Raw genomic sequence first — 19,056 nt, forward strand, 5'->3', positions numbered from 1 at the left:
CCATAAATAAAAATCCCTTCTCTAGAATGTATTTTTCCAGAGAAGGGATGATGACTCATTTCGTGAAAAAAATCGGCTCGTTCGTCTTGGCGTCGATCGTGTACGGAAGGGAGTACGCCGGCACGAACAGCGAATGGTCGGTCAAAATCGGGCGAATATCGTCACCCGGCTTGTAGTGGTGCGGATATTTTTTCAACGCCGCATACAAATCAGAACGGTAGTCAATGTAAATTTCTCCATTCCCGTCGATGACAAACGGCAAGTTGTTGCCGGAAAACGGGCTGACGACATAAGGCGGCTCTTTATAGCCGAGCTTTTTGTAATCGAGCGTAAATACGCCCGGTGCGACGACATCTTGAAATGGCGGATAACGATGCCGATCCGTATACATCGAGAGCCGCAGCTTCAAATCGCGGATGCGCTCAGCGAGACGCAGGTCAAGAAGCTTGACCGTCGGGTTCGTTTCCGCATCGATGATCATATACTGGAAAACACCCCCGCTTTCATAGGCGTTTCCCGGCGGTTCCTGCATGTAGCGGGGAACGAGCTTTTGAAAGTCAACCGGATATTTTAAATACATCGGTGTTTTCATGTCGCGCGTCTTGATCGGCAGCAATCCGCCGGTCGCCTTCCGGTATTCGTCAACCGCCGATTGGACGGCCGCCACTTGGTCTTTGTATGGAATTTGGTTTTGCTTAAGCCGCTCTTGCGGATACAAGCAGCCGGAAAGCGGCACGAGAAACAAACAGGCTAAAAGAAAGCGAGCAATCCGTTTCATAGTTCCTCCATCCTTTGCCTATTGCTGCGTCGGTCCGCTGAACACGACAAAAATAATGATGATGCCAGCGAGAATCAACAGGACGTAAGCGATAACCGCCAGCAAAAAGCGAAGCCAGCGAATCTTGAGCTTGTAGCGGCTCAAATAAATGAAACCGACGGAAATAAACATGAACACCATTGAGGCGATGGCGATCCACATTTTCGCTAAAGCCGGTGACATACGTGTTCCTCCTTTTTTCGACAACTATTATATCATCGCCATAAAAAAAGCTGAAGTAAAGCGGGGCTTTCTTTACTTCAGCATTACCTTATACCCTTCCGGAAGCTCAAGCCGATGATGGTTCGTCATATTGTATGCAAAACAGGGACGACTTGTACCGCCATCCGCCTATTTTCAGCGTTACGGCTCGGCAAAAATGTTTATGACATCGTCCATTTCCTGCTTTTTTCCGCGCGCCATGAGCGAATCGACTGCTTCTTTCGGCTCTTTCCCTTCGAACAAGACTTCATAGAGCGCCTCGGTAATCGGCATTTTGACGCCGAGTTCTCCCGCCAGCTCGTACGCCGCTTTTGTCGTCCGCACCCCTTCGACAACCATCCCCATGCTTTCGAGCACCTCGTCAAGTTTTTTTCCTTGGCCAAGCATATAACCGGCCCGCCAGTTGCGGGAATGGGTGCTTGTGCACGTGACAATCAAGTCGCCGACTCCGGCCAGCCCGGAAAAGGTGAGCGGGTTGGCGCCAAGCGCGCAGCCGAGCCGGGCAATCTCGGCCAAACCTCTTGTGATGAGGGCTGCTTTCGCATTATCCCCGTAGCCGAGCCCGTCGCTGATGCCGGCGGCCAAGGCGATGATGTTTTTCAGCGCCCCGCCGACTTCGACACCGACTAAATCCGGGTTCGTATACACGCGGAAATAGTGATGGTTCATAAATAGATCTTGAATGCGCTGCGCCGCTTCCATATTCGGCGATGACACCGCCACCGTCGTCGGATGGCGGAGCACCACTTCTTCCGCATGGCTCGGCCCCGAAAGAACGACAACGTCTTCCAGCCATTCGCCCATTTCCTCAGCGACAATTTCCGATACGCGCTTGTGCGTCCCCGGCTCGATGCCTTTGCTGACGGCGACCACGGTGACCGGCGCCGCCAGGCACGCGCGCGCTTTTTGCAGCACGCCGCGGATCGCCTTTGTCGGCACAGCGAGCACCGTTACGGACACGCCGTCGAGCGCAGCGCAAAGATCATGATAACCGATGATCGCTTCCGGCAGGCGGACGCCCGGCAAATATTTTTCATTCGTCCGCCGTTTGTTGATTTCCTCGATCTGTTCAGCCCGCTGCCCCCAAAGCCGAACGCGGTGCCCGTTGTCAGCCAGAACGAGCGCCAGCGCCGTCCCCCAGCTTCCGGCGCCCAATACAGCGATGTTCTCCATCGTTTCCCACTTCCTTTATCCGATTGTCGCAGCCTTCCGCTTTTCTTATTTCCGCGGGCGGGCGATGATTTTGATCGGTGTACCCTCGAAGCCAAACGCATCGCGGATGCGGTTTTCCAAAAATCGTTCGTACGAAAAGTGCATCAATTCCGGATCGTTGACAAAGGCGACGAACGTCGGCGGCTTGACGGCGACTTGCGTCATATAATAAATTTTCAAGCGCTTGCCGTTATGCGTCGGCGTCGGGTTCATCGCCACCGCATCCATAATGACTTCATTGAGCACGTTCGTCTGAACGCGCATCGCATGGTTGTCGCTGACAAGCTGCACGAGCGGCAGCAGCTTATGGAGCCGCTGTTTCGTCTTCGCCGACACAAATAAAATCGGGGCATAGTCCAAAAATGGGAAGTGATCGCGAATCTTCCGCTCAAATTCAGCCATCGTTTTGTCATCCTTTTCGATGGCGTCCCATTTGTTGACGACGAGAATCACCCCGCGCCCGGCTTCATGCGCATAGCCAGCGATTTTTTTATCTTGCTCGAGAATGCCTTCTTCGGCGTTTAGCACGACAAGAACGACATCCGACCGTTCAATGGCCCGCAACGCGCGCAGCACGCTGTATTTTTCCGTGCTTTCGTAAATTTTTCCGCGTTTGCGCATTCCTGCCGTATCAATAATAACATATTCCTGCCCTTCACGCACAAACGACGTGTCCACCGCATCCCTTGTCGTCCCGGCAATGTCGCTGACAATGACCCGCTCTTCCCCTAAGATGGCGTTGACAAGCGACGATTTGCCGACATTCGGACGGCCGATGAGGCAAAACTTAATCACGTCCTCTTCATACTCTTCGGCGGCCCCTTTTGGAAAATGGCGGACGACGGCGTCAAGCAAATCGCCAAGCCCCGTCCCGTGCGCCCCGGAAATCGGATACGGCTCCCCGAATCCAAGCGCGTAAAAGTCGTAAATCAAATCACGCATTTCCGGATTGTCGATTTTGTTCACGGCGAGCACGACCGGCTTGTTCGACCGGCGGAGCAGCTTGGCCACCTCTTCATCAGCCGCAGTCACACCGTCGCGGCCGTTCGTCATAAAGATGATGACATCCGCCTCATCGATGGCGATTTCCGCCTGTTGGCGAATTTGCACAAGCAGCGGCTCATCGCCGATGTCGATGCCGCCGGTGTCGATTAAGTAAAATGTATGGTTCAGCCATTCGGCTCTGCTGTAAATGCGGTCGCGCGTCACCCCAGGCACGTCTTCCACAATGGAAATGCGCTCTCCGACAATGCGGTTGAAAATCGTTGATTTCCCCACATTCGGACGGCCGACAATCGCTACAACTGGATTTGCCATGCTACCACCCTTTTGATCCTCATTTTTATTTCGTTTGCTCTTGAAGAGGCACCTTTTTCCAGACCAGACATCCATCCCTGCCAAGCACGCTTGGGCGATCCGCGCCTTTGCCGCCCACCCGGCTTGAAAAGCGGGGAAGGCGCTGGGCGATGAACCAAAACGTGCTGCAACTGCTTTATTTTATCAAAAAGTGAAACACCCAACAACCGCCTAATGCTTGACGAGTCAGTCAAGACTTTGTGGAGAACATTTTTTCGGTTCACTACGGGTGTTGTCAATCACTAGTTATAGAACCATTTTCAGGAATTAATATCGTAAGCGCTTTCGGACTCTCATCCCTCATCTTGAAGTGATGATATTGTATTCCATTTTTTTACACCCAACCACCATCCCGGAGCGCCGACAACGCTTGATGGATCGGCGTCCCGGATGACCGCTGCAGACACGGTAGATTCTGACGCACCACATCTGCCCATAACCGTCCGGCCTTCCGTTTGGCCTGTTCGATCCGCTTGGACTTTGTTGAGGCCGAGACGGCCGACTGGGGCTCTTGCTCCTCCCACCGTCCCTTTCTCCACCCGATCCCGTCGATTCGGGCCGCCATCGCCCTCAGAAACGCCCGAAGCCCTTGGTCTTTCCAGCTGCGGCGGGATTTCACCCGATGCGCAAACCGGCTCATCACGCTCTCGGCGTGGCCCATCGGACGCATGCCGGTCGTCTCCACCCCTTGCTCCGACAGCCACTCCCGATAGTCCCGGATGCATCCCGGCATCGACTCGATCCGGCGAATCAAGGCGGCCAGCTGTTGTTCTTTGCCTTCGTCCTCCAACGTGCCGACCGCGCTGTTCAGCTCCACGAGAAGCCCCTCTTCGTCTTGTTTCGCCAGCTTCTTCCGCACCTCCCGCCAACGCGGATGGCCGGACAGACACTGACGCAGCTCCCGCGCCACATGAAATCGATCCAGCTGAAAGCACGCCCGCTTCCCAAAATACTCCCGGCAGGCTGTGATCCACGACGCCGCGTCGCCGTTGATGATCAAAAGGTCCCGGCACGGGTCATAGGCATATTCGTTCATCAGCCACTCCTCAAACCGTTCCCACACGTCTCCCGCCCCTTCATGGAGGTAGTGGCGCCGGTTCACGAGCTCGAGCTGCGAACCGTTTCGTTTCCATCCCTCGTGAACCGCCAGGATTTTCTCTTCTTTCGCCCGTTTCCCTTTCCCCTGGCGGGAAATGAACAGCCCATCCGCCTCCACAAACAGCACTCGGCCGTGCCGTTGGGAAACAGGGTGGTGCAGCGAGACAGGGGCCTCCAGCACCAGTTGGCGAATCGCCTCGTGGCTCATGACCGCATACCCCACGATCGACTCCAACGTACGGGCCGCTTTGCGGTAGGAAGAGCACTCTACGGCCAACTCGACCGCCGTTTCCTCGAGGCAAGGACTGATCGATCGGGCCCCATCAAAGCCTAATTCGGCATCCAGCAAGAAGGTATAGTTCCCCGTTTGCCGGTCATAGTAGTAGTTCCGTCGAAACGTCACTTCTCCAAACAGCGTTTGGATCGTAGTCGGCCGTTTGTCTTTCAGCTGATACCGGCGCTTGTCCCGCGCTTCCGCCAGTTGTTGATCAATCTCCTCCAAAAGGGCCGCCAACAAGACAGCGAACACCTTTTGAAGAGTTCTGACTAATTGTTCCTCCAGCTCTTTTAATAAAGGCCATTCTGTGGTAAGATGTTTCATGGACTCTCTCCCTCCTGTTTTATGGATGTTGGTCATCACCATCATAGCAGGGAGAGAGTCCTTTTTGCATGACATTTGCTTTTTTCTACCGCGCTTCGCTTGGTGGCCCCGACGAGCGTCGCGAACAAAAGTTCGCAACCCTCGTCGGGGAATCATTCCTGAATGTCACCCACAAATATTTTACTCACACATGCTTGACGATCACAAGCAGCCCGTCGCTGAGCTCATGGGCGATGCCGTCCAAAATCGCCTCCAAATTGGCGGCGATTCGCTCCATCTCCTCCTTCGTGCGGCAAACAAAGATCGGCGCACCCCCAGTGACGGCTTCACCGTTGATCGTAATGACCGCCAAAATCATTTTTTCATGCGTCATCACCGCTGCCCCCTCTCCGTTTCCAACGCCGCTCGCCCGGCATGCGGATCGCGCTCTCCAACACCGGAACATTCTCAATGACCGCTTTCGCCTTCTCGATATCCTCCACTTGCGGCAAAATGAAAATGCCGACGCGCCCGTCGTTTAAATCACGTTTGGCGAGCGGCACGAGCGCCGGCGTCCCGGAGTCGCGGTAAATGCCGAGCGCCGTCGACACATCGTGCAAAATCGCCTGCCGCTGCCCAAGGTTGGCGATCGTTGTTCGGGCGTTGAAGTTTTTCGGCGTCAAAATAAACCCCATCCCGTAGCGCAAAATTTCTTCCCTCCGCGCCGGCAAGCCGATATTCATAATGTAAATGTTGTCCACATACAGCCCTGCCCCCTCAAAATGGGGTTTGACATATTTCACATCGGCGATATCTTTCAACCGGCTCCCGCTCATAAATCGCCGCGCCACCATCATGCCGATGGCGCTGGCCGCGAGCGCCGCCCAAACGTTCCACACTAAATAAAAAAGAGTCGATAAAAACGAAACGAAAATGACCAAATAGTTCCGCCCTTCAAACACAATCGCAATGCCTTCAATGTATGTTTTTCCGCGCGGCACTAATTCATACTGGTCAAGCTCGTTCAACGTGTTGCGCTCCATGTTTCGCACATCGCGAAACTGTGAGGCGGCCAACGCCAAAAACGTGATGGCGGCAAACTCCTTTTCCATGATCGCCGGCACGGCGACCGTCCCTAGACCGGCAGCGATCACCCCCAATGCGATATGGATCGTCCGCCCGTGCAAGTATGTCGGATACTGCCGGTAATCGGTGCGCAACAAATAAAGGCGGGTCAGCACTCCGACAGCGACACCGTATAAAATGGGAAACGTATATTCGTTCACGGCTGTCTCGCCCCCCTTACAGGCCGTTTTTCCTCGAGCTGAAGCGACAGGAAGCGGATCATTTCCCAAATAAGCAAACACGACGCGCTGATCGCCGCCGCGTCGAAAAACGAGAACGAACCGAGCACATAGTCGGGCGCCATGCGGTGAATGGCCATGGCGTATACCGCTTCCCCTTGGCAGCCGCCAAGCGCCAGACAAAGAAGGCGGGCGGCAAAGCGGCGATGAAACAAACTGCTGACGATAACGAGCCACCAAGCGAGCATCCACTGGCCGTCAAGCCAAATCCAAACCGGATCAAACAAGGAAAGCAGGCGGAAGGCGGCATAGGCAAACGCCAAGCCGGACGCCGACAGCGCCAGAAACGGAAGGCGGCATGGCCGCCGCTCGATGGCCGCATAACATGAACATAAAAAAAGAACGAAAAACGCTAACGTGGCGCGGACAACACCGATTTCCACCGTCAACGACGCGGAACTGATCATCACAAGAGCGAACGCCGCCAGCCTCGTCCGTTCGCCCGTCTTTTTCATCAAAAAGGTGGCGACAATCCATATGAACCAAAAAAAGAGATAAAAATAAGTCCCTTCCATCTTTTCCACCCCTTATTATGTCCATTATGTCATCTTTTATGGCCGTTCATTCATGCATAGAAAAAAGAACGCCCGGTCATAGTAAAAATGATATTCATCAAGAAAGGAGCGGGGTGTATGGGAAAAGACCGTCAGGAGAAAAAGCTGAAACAATCGCGGCGCGTCGAGTCCGACCGCGACCAGTCATTCGCCTACAAAGGCGCAGCCCGGCTTGATACGCCGGAAGAAGCGCGCGAACGGAACGGGCAGTAACAACGCGGCCGCCTGTGGAAAACCTCGCTATACGCGATCATAATAAGAAAAGGGTGTTCCGGCCTTTCTCGGACACCCTTTTTTTACACTTAAGTTATTTCAATTTTTTCAACTGCTCGCCGATCACTTCGCCGAGCTGGAAGCCGCGCGATTCCGCCGTTTTCGTATACTGGCTGTAATCTTCCGCCGGAGCGGCCGTTTCTTCCTCAAGCAGCGCGCGGATGCTTAAGGAAATGCGGTGCTCGGCCTCGTTGACATCGAGCACTTTCGCTTTCACTTCATCGCCTTCTTTCAGCACTTCATGCGGCGAACCGATGCGGCGGTTGGCAATTTGCGATACGTGGACCAATCCTTCGACGCCCGGGAAAATCTCCACAAACGCGCCAAATGAAGCAAGCCGCTTCACAGTCCCGGTGACGACATCGCCCGGCTTCACTTTTTCGCTGATGCCTTCCCACGGACCCGGAAGCGCCTCTTTGATGGACAATGACAGACGCCCGTTCTCCGGGTCGACGGCCAGCACTTTCACTTTCACCGCATCGCCTTCTTTCACCGCCTCGGACGGATGGGCGACACGCGTATGGGAAAGCTGGGAAATATGTACGAGCCCATCAAACCCGCCGACATCGACAAAGACGCCGAAATCGGAAATGCGGCGGACGACGCCCTCGAGCACTTGGCCCGGCTCAATGCGGGAAAGCAGCTCTTTCTGCTGCCGCTCTTGCTCTTCCTCAACAACAGCGCGGTGCGACAAAATGACGCGGTTTTTCTCGCGGTCGAGCTCCACCACTTTGACGGCGAGCGTTTTTCCTTTGTAATCGGAAAAATCTTCAACATAGTGCGGTTCAACAAGCGACGCCGGAATGAAGCCGCGCACGCCGACATCGGCGACAAGCCCGCCTTTGACGATGTCTTTGATGACCGTTTCGAACGCCTCGCCGTTTGCGAACTTGCGCTCAAGCTCTTCCCACGCCCGCTCGGCATCGACTGCCTTTTTCGATAAAATGAGCAGCCCTTCTTCCCCGTCTTTGCCTTCTTCCACTTTTTTGACTTTCGCCGTCACTTCATCCCCAACGGCAACGGCATCGCTCGGCTTCTCGATATGCAAATTCGACAGCTCGCTGATTGGGATGATGCCATTTTGCTTGCTGTTTTCGACTTCGACAAGCACTTGCTTGTCCTCAAGCTTCACCACTTTGCCGCGGACGATATCGCCCACTTCATACACATTCACTTGCACATTCATTTCTTCTGTCATCGTAAAAACCCCTCCTTCATCGACTGGCGATCCTGCCAAAAGCGCGCCTCGCGCCGAGGCCGCGGCCGGCTGTCGGCAAAATAAGGACGCTTTTCTAATTAGTATACCATATTTTCTCAATCAACATGTACTATAATGCTTACTGATGTTGTTCAAGCAGTTGGCGGATATGATCCATAATGTAGTCGGCCGCCTCCTCCGGGCTCGCCTTCCGCGCGCGCAGCGGCGCCATATCAATCGGCGCCCCGTACACAACTTTGAGCGGCACAAACGGCCGGTACGGGCCAATGATCGCACATGGAACGACAGCCGCATCGGTGCGCAAAGCGAAAAAGCCGACACCGGGCAGCGCCTTTTTCAGCCGGCCATCTTTGCTGCGCGTCCCCTCGGGAAAAATGCCGAGCACTTCGCCTTGTTTCAGCACCTCAAGCCCTATGCGCAACGCCTGGCGGTCGTTCATGCCGCGCTTTACGGGAAACGCGTGCAAGTTTTTGACGAGCGTTTTCACCACCGGAACGCGAAACAATTCTTCTTTCGCCATAAACCGAATCGGCCGCGGCGCCGTAATGCCGACGACCGGCGGGTCTAGGTTGCTGATATGGTTGGCGCAAAGAAGCACCGCGCCTTCTTTTGGAAAGCGGTCAACCCCGATCGTTTGAATGCGGTACAAAGGGGTGAGCACTCCTTTGACGATTCCTTTGGCGAAGGAATAAAAATCCACCGTCATCCAATCCTTTCATTGACAACTTCCATAATGCGCGCCGCCACTTCTTCGACCGACAACGACGTCGTGTCGATTTCCACGGCATCCGGCGCCTTGCGCAGCGGCGCCGTTTCCCGCTCCGAGTCAAGGCGGTCGCGGCGGGCGATCTCTTCTTTCAACGTTTCAAAGTCGGACGGAAAGCCGCGGGCGATGTTTTCCTCATGCCGGCGCCGCGCCCGCTCCTCAACCGAAGCTTTTAAGAAAATTTTCACCTCGGCATTCGGCAGCACGTTCGTTCCGATGTCGCGCCCATCCATGACGACGCCGCCGCCTTTGGCCATGGCGCGTTGGCGGGCGACCATCTCCTCGCGCACCAGCGGATGCTGGGCGACGAACGACACCGCATTCGTCACCGCCTCGCTGCGAATGATGTCCGTGACGTCTTCGCCGTTGACAAACACGAGCTGCCCTTGCGGCGAAGGCTGCAGTTCAATATGCGTATGGCGAAGGAGCGACAAGAGCGCTTGCTCATCATGGACATCGACGCCGCATTGGAGCGCCCGGTACGTCAGCGCGCGGTACATCGCGCCCGTATCAATATACACGTAGGAGAGGCGTCGGGCGATCAGTTTGGCAACCGTGCTTTTTCCGGCTGCCGCAGGTCCGTCAATGGCGATGTTAATCCGTTGTTTCATAGTTCCTCCTGCTTTGTCTAAATCATTTGATCAGGGTACAAAGAAAAATGCAGGAAACTCCTGCATACTCTCATGTTCATTGTACCATATCCGCCGTCAGCGGTCGACGGCCGTTTCGATCGTTTCTGTTTTTGTCGGCTTGGCGACTCCCTCATACTCATATACTTTGCCGATATAAAGCGCCGCCGGCGTGTACAGAACAAGCCATTGGGCGATGAGCAGACAAATCGCCTGAATCGCGACAAGCTTCCATAACAGCTCTTCGATCCGCTTCATGGCGAACAACCCCGCCTTCCGTTTTTTCTAGCAGTATTCCACGCCGTCGCCTTATTTATTCCCTTCTCTTCAAGCTGCCGTTCGAAGCTGTGGCGGATGAGCTGGACGCGATCTTGCGAGGCGAGGCCGGCAAACTCGACCGCCATTCTCGCCCCGCTGTGCTCGTCGACAGCCATGCGGACGACCGTCGCCTTCGTGCGCACATAATGACAGTCGCCGGAGCGCATCGTCAGCACGAGCCAAAGCTCGACTGACATGCCGGGGCGCAGAAGCGGCGCGTGCGTCATCGGAATGTAAAGAGCGGCCCCGCCTGCGCTAATATCGGCTGTCATCGTCACAAACGGGGCAAACTCGCCTCCACCAAGCGGGTGGACGGCCGCGTCAACATTCGCTCTCACCCGCACATAGCGGCGGCGCTGAATGCGGATGACATATTCGTCGCCTCGGTAATCCAAGACCACCATTGGCAACGGATCATGCACTTTCCCTTTTACCTCGGTGTCAAACATGTATAACGCTCCTTCTTGGCTGACAAAACTTGCCTTAAACTGCATCCCGTTTAACAAATACACTGTTTTTCCCGTCTGCTCGTCAACGGGGTAGCCAATATGGATCGCCCCGCCGTCGACGGCAAGCACTTTGCTTCGGTATTGGCGTGCCGAGCCATCAAGCGGCTCAAGCCGAATCGGATCCCCAATTTTGATCATCATGTTTCCGCTTCCCCTTTTCAGCTGGATGCCGTTTTTGTACGATCATTATACCACAGAGTGGGCGCTTGAGGCGGACGGAAACAAAAAGGAAGCCATGTTTCAGGCCTCCCTCTGTTTTCATTCGTAATTCGGTTCGACGCTTTCAAGCTTTTCCACTTTTTCCTCTATGCCGGTTGACGCGTTCATAAACAGCTGATACGTATCATCACCGAGCGTCCCTAAAAACTCGTAGCAAAGCACTGGCTTTTGCAAGTCGTTCATAATGACCGCCTGGCGCTGTTCCATTACCTTTAGATGCGGATTCAACTTTTTCTTCACTTCTTCGGCAGTGATCGCCGGTTTCGGCAACGGACGCGGAATGGACGACGACAAATAGTCGCGCGCCGTAAAGCCGACGACATGGCCGTTGTCAAGCGCCACTTTCATTTGGATCGCTTCCGGGTAGATGCGGACGCCGTTTTCGCTTTTCACAAACGTGAGCACGGCGACGTTATCGTACTGTGTGCTGTCATACAGCTCAAACCCGGTGAATTTGTGCCGCTTCAAAAACGCCATTCCGCGGTTGGTCGCCTCATGCAGGCTGATCGTCGGTTTGCCAACCGGCCGGCTGTTTAACACCCAAATCGGATAGCCGCCGTTTTTCGTTATATCCATGTAAATATCGCCTTTTGTTTTCGGATCGTGAATCGTCAAACTGTAAAAGCGTTCGTCGGCCCCTTTGCCGCTTTTCGTCACCTTGATCTTCTCCGTTCCTTTCAAGCCGAGAAAATCGCGTGCGATCCGCTTTGCTTCATCTTTGGAAACCGGGCGGCCCTTCGCGCGGACGAACCCTTTTTCCTCGTTGGCCAGGCCGATGAATGACGGACCAAACTCGGACGAACTTGAGAACGTATCAACATTTTTTTCGACCGCTTTGAAGCCGTCAATGATGATGTTGTCTTCTTTTTGATCGTTCGTTGCCAGCGCCAGTTCGACGTCCATCCAGCGCAAATTGTTTTCCAAGACTAAATGCTGCACATTGCGCAGCTCTTGGCGGATCGCCCCGGCACTTTTATACAGCCCTTGCAGCGTCTTATACTCTTCTTTTGTCAACGGCTCCTCTTGCAAATCACGCACTGCGGTCCGGTAGGTGAATTCACCGATTTGCGTCAAAAATTCTTGCGTTTTGTTAAACGGCAAAAGCGACAGCGGCAGCTGGCCGACATCGGAATGGGCTTCAGATGCGATTTTCCACACTTCGGCGAGCGCCGGCGACAATGAGGCGTGCGAATTCATCGCCAGCGTGGCGCCCAGTTTATCGTGAAGCAAGTCAATTTGATAGGCCAGATCGTGAAAGGCGCGCTGATAGTTGTTCTCCGCATGAATCAAGATCGCATTTTTCTCTTGATGCTCGCGGTAGCCCCAGTAACCAGTGCCGACGACAGCGACGACAAGCGCTGCAATCAGTAAGTTTCGCACCATCTCGTCTCCCTCCTTTTATTTGCAAAAAATATGGTTTCCAATTCGCTTGATTTGCGGCCGGCTCCAAATCCAAGCGCTTGTCGCCGTCGCCGGATTAAAGTAGTAAATGGCCCCGTCGGTCGGGTCCCAGCCGTTGATGGCATCGAGCACCGCTTTTTTCGCCGTTTCGTTCGGCGTCAGCCAAATTTGTCCGTCGGCCACTGCGGTGAACGCCCCAGGCTGAAAGATCACCCCGGCAACCGTGTCCGGAAACGACGGGTGTTCGATCCGATTCAAAATGACGGCCGCGACGGCTACTTGCCCGATGTACGGCTCACCGCGCGCCTCGCCGTAGACAGCATTCGCCATGAGTCGAATGTCATTTTGCGAAAACCCTTTCGGCACATTGGATGCTGTCGTTTTCACCGTTCGCCTGCCGCCTCCGCCGCGCTTTTTCACCTGCTGGCTGAGCGGAATGCCGCCGTAATGGGTGAACTCGTTTCCTTGACGGATTTGCTCTTTCACAAACGACTCGTAATATTTCGATGCGTTCACGAGCTTTCGTTTCGTCTTGGGGCCGGCCAGACCATCGACCGGCAGCCCGTATTCGTATTGAAAGTTGCGCAGCGCCCAATACGTGCGCCAGCCGAACACGCCGTCAATCTTTCCGTTGTAAAAGCCGAGATACTGCAGCCGCGCCTGCAATTCAATGACATCGTCGCCAACCGCGCCACGCTGAATCACCTGCGGGGAAAACGCGAAAGCATGGCCTGATGGGTAAATGCACGTCCAAACAGCCAATGCGATGAATAGAACCCATTTTCTTGCCATATGTGAACCTCCCATCAACACTCACCGTTTTTACCCCTATTTTCCTTCCGTTTCCCTTTTTTATGCAAAAAAAAGAAAAAGCCAAAGCTTTTACGCTTGGCTTTTCACAGGCGGCACCGCTTGAGGGCGGGCGTATCCTTTCGCTTGTTTTACTTTGCGCAACGCCACCCACCATAAGATGAGCATGAACGGCCCCATGTAATACCCCCACTGCTTTTGGGCGAGCAGAATCCAGTCGTAAACGCCGTGAAGGAAAAACGGCAGCAAAAACGACGCCCATAAATAATAGCGGCGCTTTCGGCCGGCAAATTTGGCTTTGCCAAAATAAAACCCCATAATGACGGCAAACAGGGCATGGCTTGAGACCGGCAAGAGCGCCCGGGCGATTGCCGTGTCCACTCCGTTGGCGAGCAAATACAAAATGTTTTCGAGCGTCGCAAATCCGAGCGAAACGCTGGCGCTGTACACAATGCCGTCATACGGCTCATCAAATTCGTCATGGTCGTAGACAAAAAAATAGACGACAAACCATTTGACGAACTCCTCAAGCAGCGCCGCCGAGAAAAACGCCTCGGCAGCCGGCGAGGAGACGATCCCTTCGGCAGCGAGCACATACTCAATAAACATAATCGGAAAAACGAGCAAGGCGCCGAAAAAAAACATGCGCAGCACAAAGGAGAGCGGCTCGGCCTCATACTCGTCCTTTAAATAAAAATAGCTAAGCAGCGCCACCCCGGGGGCGACGCCGGCAGAAATCAACGAAAACATGCCGATCCCCGTTTCTTTGTCGGTTTATCTCTATCGTACCACGAAACAGAGCGATGAAAAAGACGAAATTGCCAAGCGGCCCGCCGACCTAATAGGCGAACAAGCCGTCAACGGCGGCGCCGGCGGCGAGAGCGACGGCGAGCTTGATGCGCGCCTTTTTCGCATCGTAGTCGCTGCCAAGAATAACCCCTTTCTTATGCAAATCGTAGGCGCTGCCGGGGTAATCGTACGTTGTATACACCGCCCCTTCCTCGGCGCTCGTCGTCACAACGACTTTGATCCCCGCTTCGATGGCTTTGACGATTTCATCGACCATTTTTGGCGCCACTTGCCCGCGGCCGACCCCTTCGAGCACAATGCCAGCGACGCCGCTTTCTCGAGCCGCTTTAATGAACTTGCCGTCCGCCTCCAAGTAGCATTTCACAATGTCCACCGGCGGAAGCGGGCGCACAAGCTTGTAATATTCGCGTCGGATCGGCTTTTGGTACACGTACACTTCATCGTTGTCGATAATGCCCAAATAGCCGAACCCGAATGCGTTGAACCCTTGAATGTTGGAAGCATGTTCCTTTTTCACATATTTCGCAGCAAAAATGCGCTCGTTGAATACGACAACCGTCCCCGCCCCGCGCAGCGTTTCAGCGCACGCGGCATAAATGGCATGGCGGATGTTGATATACACATCGCTGCCCAAATCAGACGGCGCCCGCTGCGAACCGGTGACGACGATCGTCCGCGGATCGTCAATGGTCAAATCAAGAAAATACGCTGTTTCCTCGAGCGCGTCCGTCCCGTGAGTGACGACGATGCCATCAACGGATGGATCGGTGAAATGCGCCTCAATCCGTTTTTTCAGCTCAAGCCAATGCGAAAACGTCAAATGCATGCTCGGGAGCTGAAACACGCTCTCAACCACCACTTCAATTTCCTTTGGCAAATGGCAGAGCGAAGCGAGCTCTTCGCCGCTCAATGCCCCGGCCGTTAGGCGGCCGGAGCGCTCATTTCGTTTGCTGGCAATCGTGCCGCCAGTCGTCAGCAGCACAACTTTCCGTTCAGCCACATTCGTCACCCTCACTTTCCCGTTTTCCATCACAGCGCCCGTTTCCGCCGTGCGGATGCAAGTATAGCGGCTTTCGGGCCGCCGCTTCCCGCTCGCGCCGGGCGATGCAGGCGGCGATAGCGTCCCCATGGAAACGGCCGTTTTCAATAAAAATTTCGTTCGCATTATTGCCGGCCGCAATCACCCCGGCGATAAACACCCCTGGGACGTTCGTTTCCATCGTTTCCGGGTCGTAGTGCGGCCGGCCGCTGTCCGGATCGACGCCGACGCCGATGTTCATTAAAAAGCGATGGTCCGGATGGTAGCCGGTCATAGCGAACACGAAATCATTTTTGATCGTTTTCGTCTCCCCGTTCACTTCGTAAATGACCGCATCTTCCGTGATCTCTTTCACATGGGCATGAAATTCCATGCGAATGACGCCTTTTTTCACAAGGGCGTCAAATTCCGGCAAAATCCACGGCTTAATGCTTTTGGAATATTCCCCGCCCCGGTAGAGAACCGTCACGCGCGCCCCGGCTTTGACGAGCTCCATCGCCGCATCGACGCTCGAGTTTTTGCCGCCGATGACAACACAGTCCGTGTTGAAGTACGGATGCGCTTCTTTAAAGTAATGCATCACTTTCGGCAGCTCTTCCCCCGGCACGTTCATATAGTTCGGATGGTCGTAATAGCCGGTGGCGATGACGACGTACTGCGCGCGGTACGTCCCTTTTGTCGTTTCAATCAGAAATGCTCCATCTTCCTGCGGCTTGACGGTTTTCACTTCTTCAAAAGCATTGACGCGCACTTGCTTGCGAACCACGACTTCCCGGTAATAAGCGAGCGCTTGATTTCGCGTCGGCTTCCGGTTTTCCGTAATAAACGGCACCCCGCCGATCTCGAGCCGGTCGCTCGTGCTGAAAAACGTCTGATGCGTCGGAAAACGGTAAATCGAATGGACGATGTTCCCTTTTTCGATTACAAGCGGCGAAAACCCGGCGTCTTGCAAGGCAATCGCCGCCGCCAGCCCGCACGGACCGCCGCCGACAATAATGATTTTCTCCTCTTTCATCGTTTTTGCCACCTCGCATGAAGCAAAAAATCCCCTATCTTATGATAGGGGATTTCACCAAAGCTTGCAAACATCACTTGCTTGCTCGCCTCACACCCAGCCGCGGAATCGGCACGCTTCCGCCATTTTGCGAACGCCGACCATGTAAGCAGCAAGGCGCATGTCGACGCGGCGCGTCTGCGCCATTTCATACACGTTATTGAACGCTTTGACCATCACTTTTTCAAGCCGTTGTTCCACTTCTTCTTCCGTCCAATAGTACCCTTGGTTGTTTTGCACCCATTCGAAGTACGACACCGTCACGCCGCCGGCGCTCGCCAGCACGTCCGGGACGAGCAAAATGCCGCGTTGCGTCAAAATTTCCGTCGCCTCGAGCGTCGTCGGCCCGTTCGCCGCCTCGACGACGATGCTCGCCTTAATGCGCGGGGCGTTTTCAGCCGTAATTTGGTTTTCGATGGCCGCCGGCACTAAAATATCGCAATCGAGCTCAAGAAGCTCTTTGTTCGAAATCGTATTTTTAAACAGCTTCGTCACCGTGCCAAAGCTGTCGCGCCGTTCGAGCAGATAGTCGATGTCAAGGCCGTTCGGATCGTACAGCGCGCCGTACACATCGGAAATGCCGACGACTTTCGCTCCGGCGTCGTGCAAAAATTTGGCCAAATAGCTGCCGGCGTTGCCGAACCCTTGGACGACGACGCGCGCGCCTTCGAGCGACAGGCCGCGTTTTTTCGCCGCTTCACGAATGCAAATCGTCACTCCTTTGGCCGTCGCCGTTTCCCGGCCATGCGAACCGCCGAGGACAAGCGGCTTCCCGGTGATGAAGCCCGGCGAATCGAACTCGCGGATGCGGCTGTACTCATCCATCATCCACGCCATAATTTGCGAGTTTGTAAACACATCCGGCGCCGGAATGTCTTTTGTCGGCCCTACGATTTGGCTGATAGCGCGCACGTAGCCGCGGCTTAAACGCTCCAGCTCGCGGAACGACATCGTGCGCGGGTCGCAGACGATCCCGCCTTTGCCGCCGCCATACGGCAAGTCGACGATGCCGCACTTTAAGCTCATCCAAATCGACAGCGCTTTCACTTCGCGCTCGGTGACGTCTGGATGGAAGCGCACCCCGCCTTTCGTCGGGCCGACGGCATCGTTATGCTGCGCCCGGTAGCCGGTAAAAATTTTCACCGATCCGTCATCCATGCGCACCGGAATGCGAACGGTCAGCACGCGGATCGGCTCTTTCAAGAGCTCATACACCTCTTCCGGATAGCCGAGCTTTTCCAACGCTCTATGTATAACAATTTGTGTCGACGCCAGCACGTCGTATTGTTGCCCCTTCTCTTCCGTATGCTTATCGGCTGCCATACGTAAACCTCCTATAAGCTCGCTATAATAGTTTGTCGCCTTTCATGTCATAGTATACACCTTCTGTAGCCGGATGCAAAGGAAAAATGGCGAAGCGGCGTCGAACAGTTGGCGCAAAAAAATAGACTCCTTGTCCATTTCAAGGAGCCTTTCTATACCTTTAATTGGCGCGGAAATAACGAACGAGCTGTTCGATCGCGCGGCGTTCAATCAGCCGCTTCCCATATTCTTGCACACGGTGTATCGTTATCGTAGCCGGGTTGCCAAACTCGGCCAGCAAGGCGACAAAGTTGTCGAGCGGAATCGGCGGTTCCTCGGCAACGTGCAAGTAAAAGCGGCCTTGGTACGAATAAAGCGTGCCGTCGAGGCAGCCGACCGCATGCAGGCGATGAGCGAGCTGGATGACATCTTCAAACGTTTGGAATTCGTAAAATATGTCATCGCTCTCATCGAGCGTTACTTGCATTTCGATATAATCGTCGGCGAATTCTTCTTCCATGTCGTCGTAGTCGCCTTCATTCGTGACGATAACGACCATGCCCTGTGCCGGTAAAGAGTAGACTTCGACCGCGATCGATCCGTTCACCTCAAAGCCGAGCTCTTCGCTCGCTTCCTCGATCATATCGCGGAACAGCTGATGGACTTTAAACGTGTCCTTCCACAAATCGTCTTTCGTCAACCCGCGGTCCAGCAAATCGTCAAACGTCAAGAAAATTTTAATTTTGTTGTGGGTCAAGCGCTCAAGACGCATCGGCACCCCTCCTTACCTACAGAGCCATCTCTTACCGTTATTGTATGACGCAATCGGCAATTGGTTCGTTTATTGTTATTAATGAGTTTACATCGTTTTCCCGGTTTTAGACAAGCATTTTTTCTCGGGTGTCGGTTTTCCGGGCACAATCGTGATGAGATGAGTCTCTGCCGGCGCTCCGAGGCGAAGCGGCACCCCGGTCGTCCCGTAGCCGTTACTCGTCAACACCGCCGTGCTGCCCTGCCATTTGAGCCCTCCCTCCTGCTAAAGCCGATCATCTTTGGTCAACCGGCGGTCTCTCATCGTCATCATACCATAAAAAAGGAAAAAACGAAAAAAAGCGCCGCCAGCGGCCAATGAAACCGAAACGCCCAATAAAAATGGCCGAGCGCCGCCAAACTAGCCACCCATTCCCCGACACGAAACCGCCGGCCGGACAACAGGCGCACCGTCCCGCCGACTGCCGCGCGGATGAGCGCCCCGTTGGCAGCGACGCCGAGCAAAAAACAAGCAAAAGCAAGCCATGTTCGAAACGGGGAAAACAACAGCTGCGTCAAAAACAAGGTTGGGGAAAACGGCTCAAGGGGCGGCAGCCAGCGAAAAAACAAATACGTGCACAAGACAGCGACAAAGGCGATCATCCATAGGCGGCCCATTTTTTCCTCCTTATTATTGCCATGATTCGCCATGACAAACAGGCATGAACGGTACTGCTCTATCATAATATAGACT

At 54.4% G+C, this 19,056-nt stretch carries 21 protein-coding genes and 2 pseudogenes; 1 reads left to right on the top strand and 22 read right to left on the bottom strand.

Annotated features, from left to right (window positions below; translation table 11 throughout):
• Nucleotides 1-55 precede the first annotated feature (55 nt).
• The 8 genes from ACR1UW_RS12060 to ACR1UW_RS12095 form a co-directional block, all read right to left on the bottom strand.
• On the bottom strand, nt 56-778 hold the full coding sequence (locus tag ACR1UW_RS12060) for a YphF family lipoprotein (protein ID WP_237420491.1): 723 nt from the start codon (nt 776-778) through the stop codon (nt 56-58).
• An 18-nt stretch (nt 779-796) separates the two neighbouring features.
• Complete coding sequence (locus tag ACR1UW_RS12065) at nt 797-1,000, bottom strand: DUF2768 domain-containing protein (protein ID WP_049624816.1); 204 nt, start codon at nt 998-1,000, stop codon at nt 797-799.
• Between the two features lie 180 nt (nt 1,001-1,180).
• Nucleotides 1,181-2,212, bottom strand: coding sequence for an NAD(P)H-dependent glycerol-3-phosphate dehydrogenase (locus ACR1UW_RS12070; protein WP_237420492.1), 1,032 nt, complete (start codon nt 2,210-2,212; stop codon nt 1,181-1,183).
• A gap of 45 nt (nt 2,213-2,257) precedes the next feature.
• Nucleotides 2,258-3,568: a ribosome biogenesis GTPase Der gene (gene der, locus ACR1UW_RS12075; protein WP_053532294.1), complete on the bottom strand. Its 1,311-nt coding sequence runs from the start codon at nt 3,566-3,568 to the stop codon at nt 2,258-2,260.
• A 373-nt stretch (nt 3,569-3,941) separates the two neighbouring features.
• Nucleotides 3,942-5,306: an ISLre2 family transposase gene (locus ACR1UW_RS12080; protein ID WP_498932867.1), complete on the bottom strand. Its 1,365-nt coding sequence runs from the start codon at nt 5,304-5,306 to the stop codon at nt 3,942-3,944.
• Between the two features lie 184 nt (nt 5,307-5,490).
• On the bottom strand, nt 5,491-5,679 hold the full coding sequence (locus tag ACR1UW_RS12085) for a capping complex subunit for YIEGIA (protein WP_498933500.1): 189 nt from the start codon (nt 5,677-5,679) through the stop codon (nt 5,491-5,493).
• The gene (locus ACR1UW_RS12090) at nt 5,669-6,571 is read right to left on the bottom strand and encodes a YIEGIA family protein (protein WP_033013989.1); all 903 of its coding nucleotides are present in this window, start codon (nt 6,569-6,571) and stop codon (nt 5,669-5,671) included. Before ACR1UW_RS12090 ends, ACR1UW_RS12085 begins: the two co-directional genes overlap by 11 nt.
• Nucleotides 6,568-7,164, bottom strand: a complete 597-nt coding sequence (locus ACR1UW_RS12095; protein WP_061580577.1) for a YphA family membrane protein — start codon at nt 7,162-7,164, stop codon at nt 6,568-6,570. The genes ACR1UW_RS12090 and ACR1UW_RS12095 overlap by 4 nt, the downstream gene beginning before the upstream one ends.
• A gap of 117 nt (nt 7,165-7,281) precedes the next feature.
• On the opposite strand from ACR1UW_RS12095, the gene ACR1UW_RS12100 reads away from it, so the two are divergent.
• Nucleotides 7,282-7,416 carry a YpzI family protein gene (locus ACR1UW_RS12100; RefSeq protein WP_064502497.1) on the top strand — a complete coding sequence of 45 codons (135 nt, stop codon included), beginning with the start codon at nt 7,282-7,284 and terminating at the stop codon, nt 7,414-7,416.
• A gap of 94 nt (nt 7,417-7,510) precedes the next feature.
• Here the strand turns inward: ACR1UW_RS12100 and rpsA are convergent, their stop codons facing one another.
• The 14 genes and pseudogenes from rpsA to ACR1UW_RS12170 form a co-directional block, all read right to left on the bottom strand.
• Entirely contained in the window at nt 7,511-8,674 is a 1,164-nt protein-coding gene (rpsA, locus tag ACR1UW_RS12105) for a 30S ribosomal protein S1 (RefSeq protein ID WP_498933503.1), read from the bottom strand.
• Between the two features lie 139 nt (nt 8,675-8,813).
• Complete coding sequence (locus tag ACR1UW_RS12110) at nt 8,814-9,401, bottom strand: lysophospholipid acyltransferase family protein (protein ID WP_033010535.1); 588 nt, start codon at nt 9,399-9,401, stop codon at nt 8,814-8,816.
• The gene (gene cmk / locus ACR1UW_RS12115; protein WP_237420494.1) at nt 9,398-10,072 is read right to left on the bottom strand and encodes a (d)CMP kinase; all 675 of its coding nucleotides are present in this window, start codon (nt 10,070-10,072) and stop codon (nt 9,398-9,400) included. The genes ACR1UW_RS12110 and cmk overlap by 4 nt, the downstream gene beginning before the upstream one ends.
• A 96-nt stretch (nt 10,073-10,168) precedes the next feature.
• Nucleotides 10,169-10,348, bottom strand: a complete 180-nt coding sequence (locus ACR1UW_RS12120) for a YpfB family protein (RefSeq protein ID WP_033010533.1) — start codon at nt 10,346-10,348, stop codon at nt 10,169-10,171.
• Nucleotides 10,345-11,055 carry a flagellar brake protein gene (locus ACR1UW_RS12125; protein ID WP_498935307.1) on the bottom strand — a complete coding sequence of 237 codons (711 nt, stop codon included), beginning with the start codon at nt 11,053-11,055 and terminating at the stop codon, nt 10,345-10,347. The genes ACR1UW_RS12120 and ACR1UW_RS12125 overlap by 4 nt, the downstream gene beginning before the upstream one ends.
• Before the next feature lie 120 nt (nt 11,056-11,175).
• Nucleotides 11,176-12,519: a germination protein YpeB gene (gene ypeB / locus ACR1UW_RS12130; RefSeq protein ID WP_498933506.1), complete on the bottom strand. Its 1,344-nt coding sequence runs from the start codon at nt 12,517-12,519 to the stop codon at nt 11,176-11,178.
• A 15-nt stretch (nt 12,520-12,534) separates the two neighbouring features.
• Nucleotides 12,535-13,329 (bottom strand): spore cortex-lytic enzyme, encoded by a 795-nt coding sequence (gene sleB, locus ACR1UW_RS12135; protein ID WP_498933508.1) that lies wholly within the window; start codon nt 13,327-13,329, stop codon nt 12,535-12,537.
• 90 nt (nt 13,330-13,419) lie between these two features.
• Complete coding sequence (gene prsW / locus ACR1UW_RS12140) at nt 13,420-14,097, bottom strand: glutamic-type intramembrane protease PrsW (RefSeq protein WP_498933510.1); 678 nt, start codon at nt 14,095-14,097, stop codon at nt 13,420-13,422.
• An 88-nt stretch (nt 14,098-14,185) separates the two neighbouring features.
• Complete coding sequence (locus tag ACR1UW_RS12145; RefSeq protein WP_498933511.1) at nt 14,186-15,157, bottom strand: asparaginase; 972 nt, start codon at nt 15,155-15,157, stop codon at nt 14,186-14,188.
• 70 nt (nt 15,158-15,227) lie between these two features.
• Nucleotides 15,228-16,211: pseudogene (locus ACR1UW_RS12150) on the bottom strand (YpdA family putative bacillithiol disulfide reductase); the annotation flags it as partial.
• Nucleotides 16,212-16,301: 90 nt separating this feature from the next.
• Entirely contained in the window at nt 16,302-17,573 is a 1,272-nt protein-coding gene (locus ACR1UW_RS12155) for a Glu/Leu/Phe/Val family dehydrogenase (RefSeq protein WP_050367463.1), read from the bottom strand.
• Between the two features lie 160 nt (nt 17,574-17,733).
• Nucleotides 17,734-18,324 carry a genetic competence negative regulator gene (locus tag ACR1UW_RS12160; RefSeq protein WP_025948502.1) on the bottom strand — a complete coding sequence of 197 codons (591 nt, stop codon included), beginning with the start codon at nt 18,322-18,324 and terminating at the stop codon, nt 17,734-17,736.
• 87 nt (nt 18,325-18,411) lie between these two features.
• Nucleotides 18,412-18,552: a hypothetical protein gene (locus ACR1UW_RS12165; RefSeq protein ID WP_369813960.1), complete on the bottom strand. Its 141-nt coding sequence runs from the start codon at nt 18,550-18,552 to the stop codon at nt 18,412-18,414.
• 36 nt (nt 18,553-18,588) lie between these two features.
• Nucleotides 18,589-18,980: pseudogene (locus ACR1UW_RS12170) on the bottom strand (hypothetical protein).
• Nucleotides 18,981-19,056 lie beyond the last annotated feature (76 nt).

Source organism: Geobacillus lituanicus (assembly GCF_050994965.1).
In the GTDB taxonomy this organism is placed as follows: Bacteria; Bacillota; Bacilli; order Bacillales; family Anoxybacillaceae; genus Geobacillus; species Geobacillus stearothermophilus.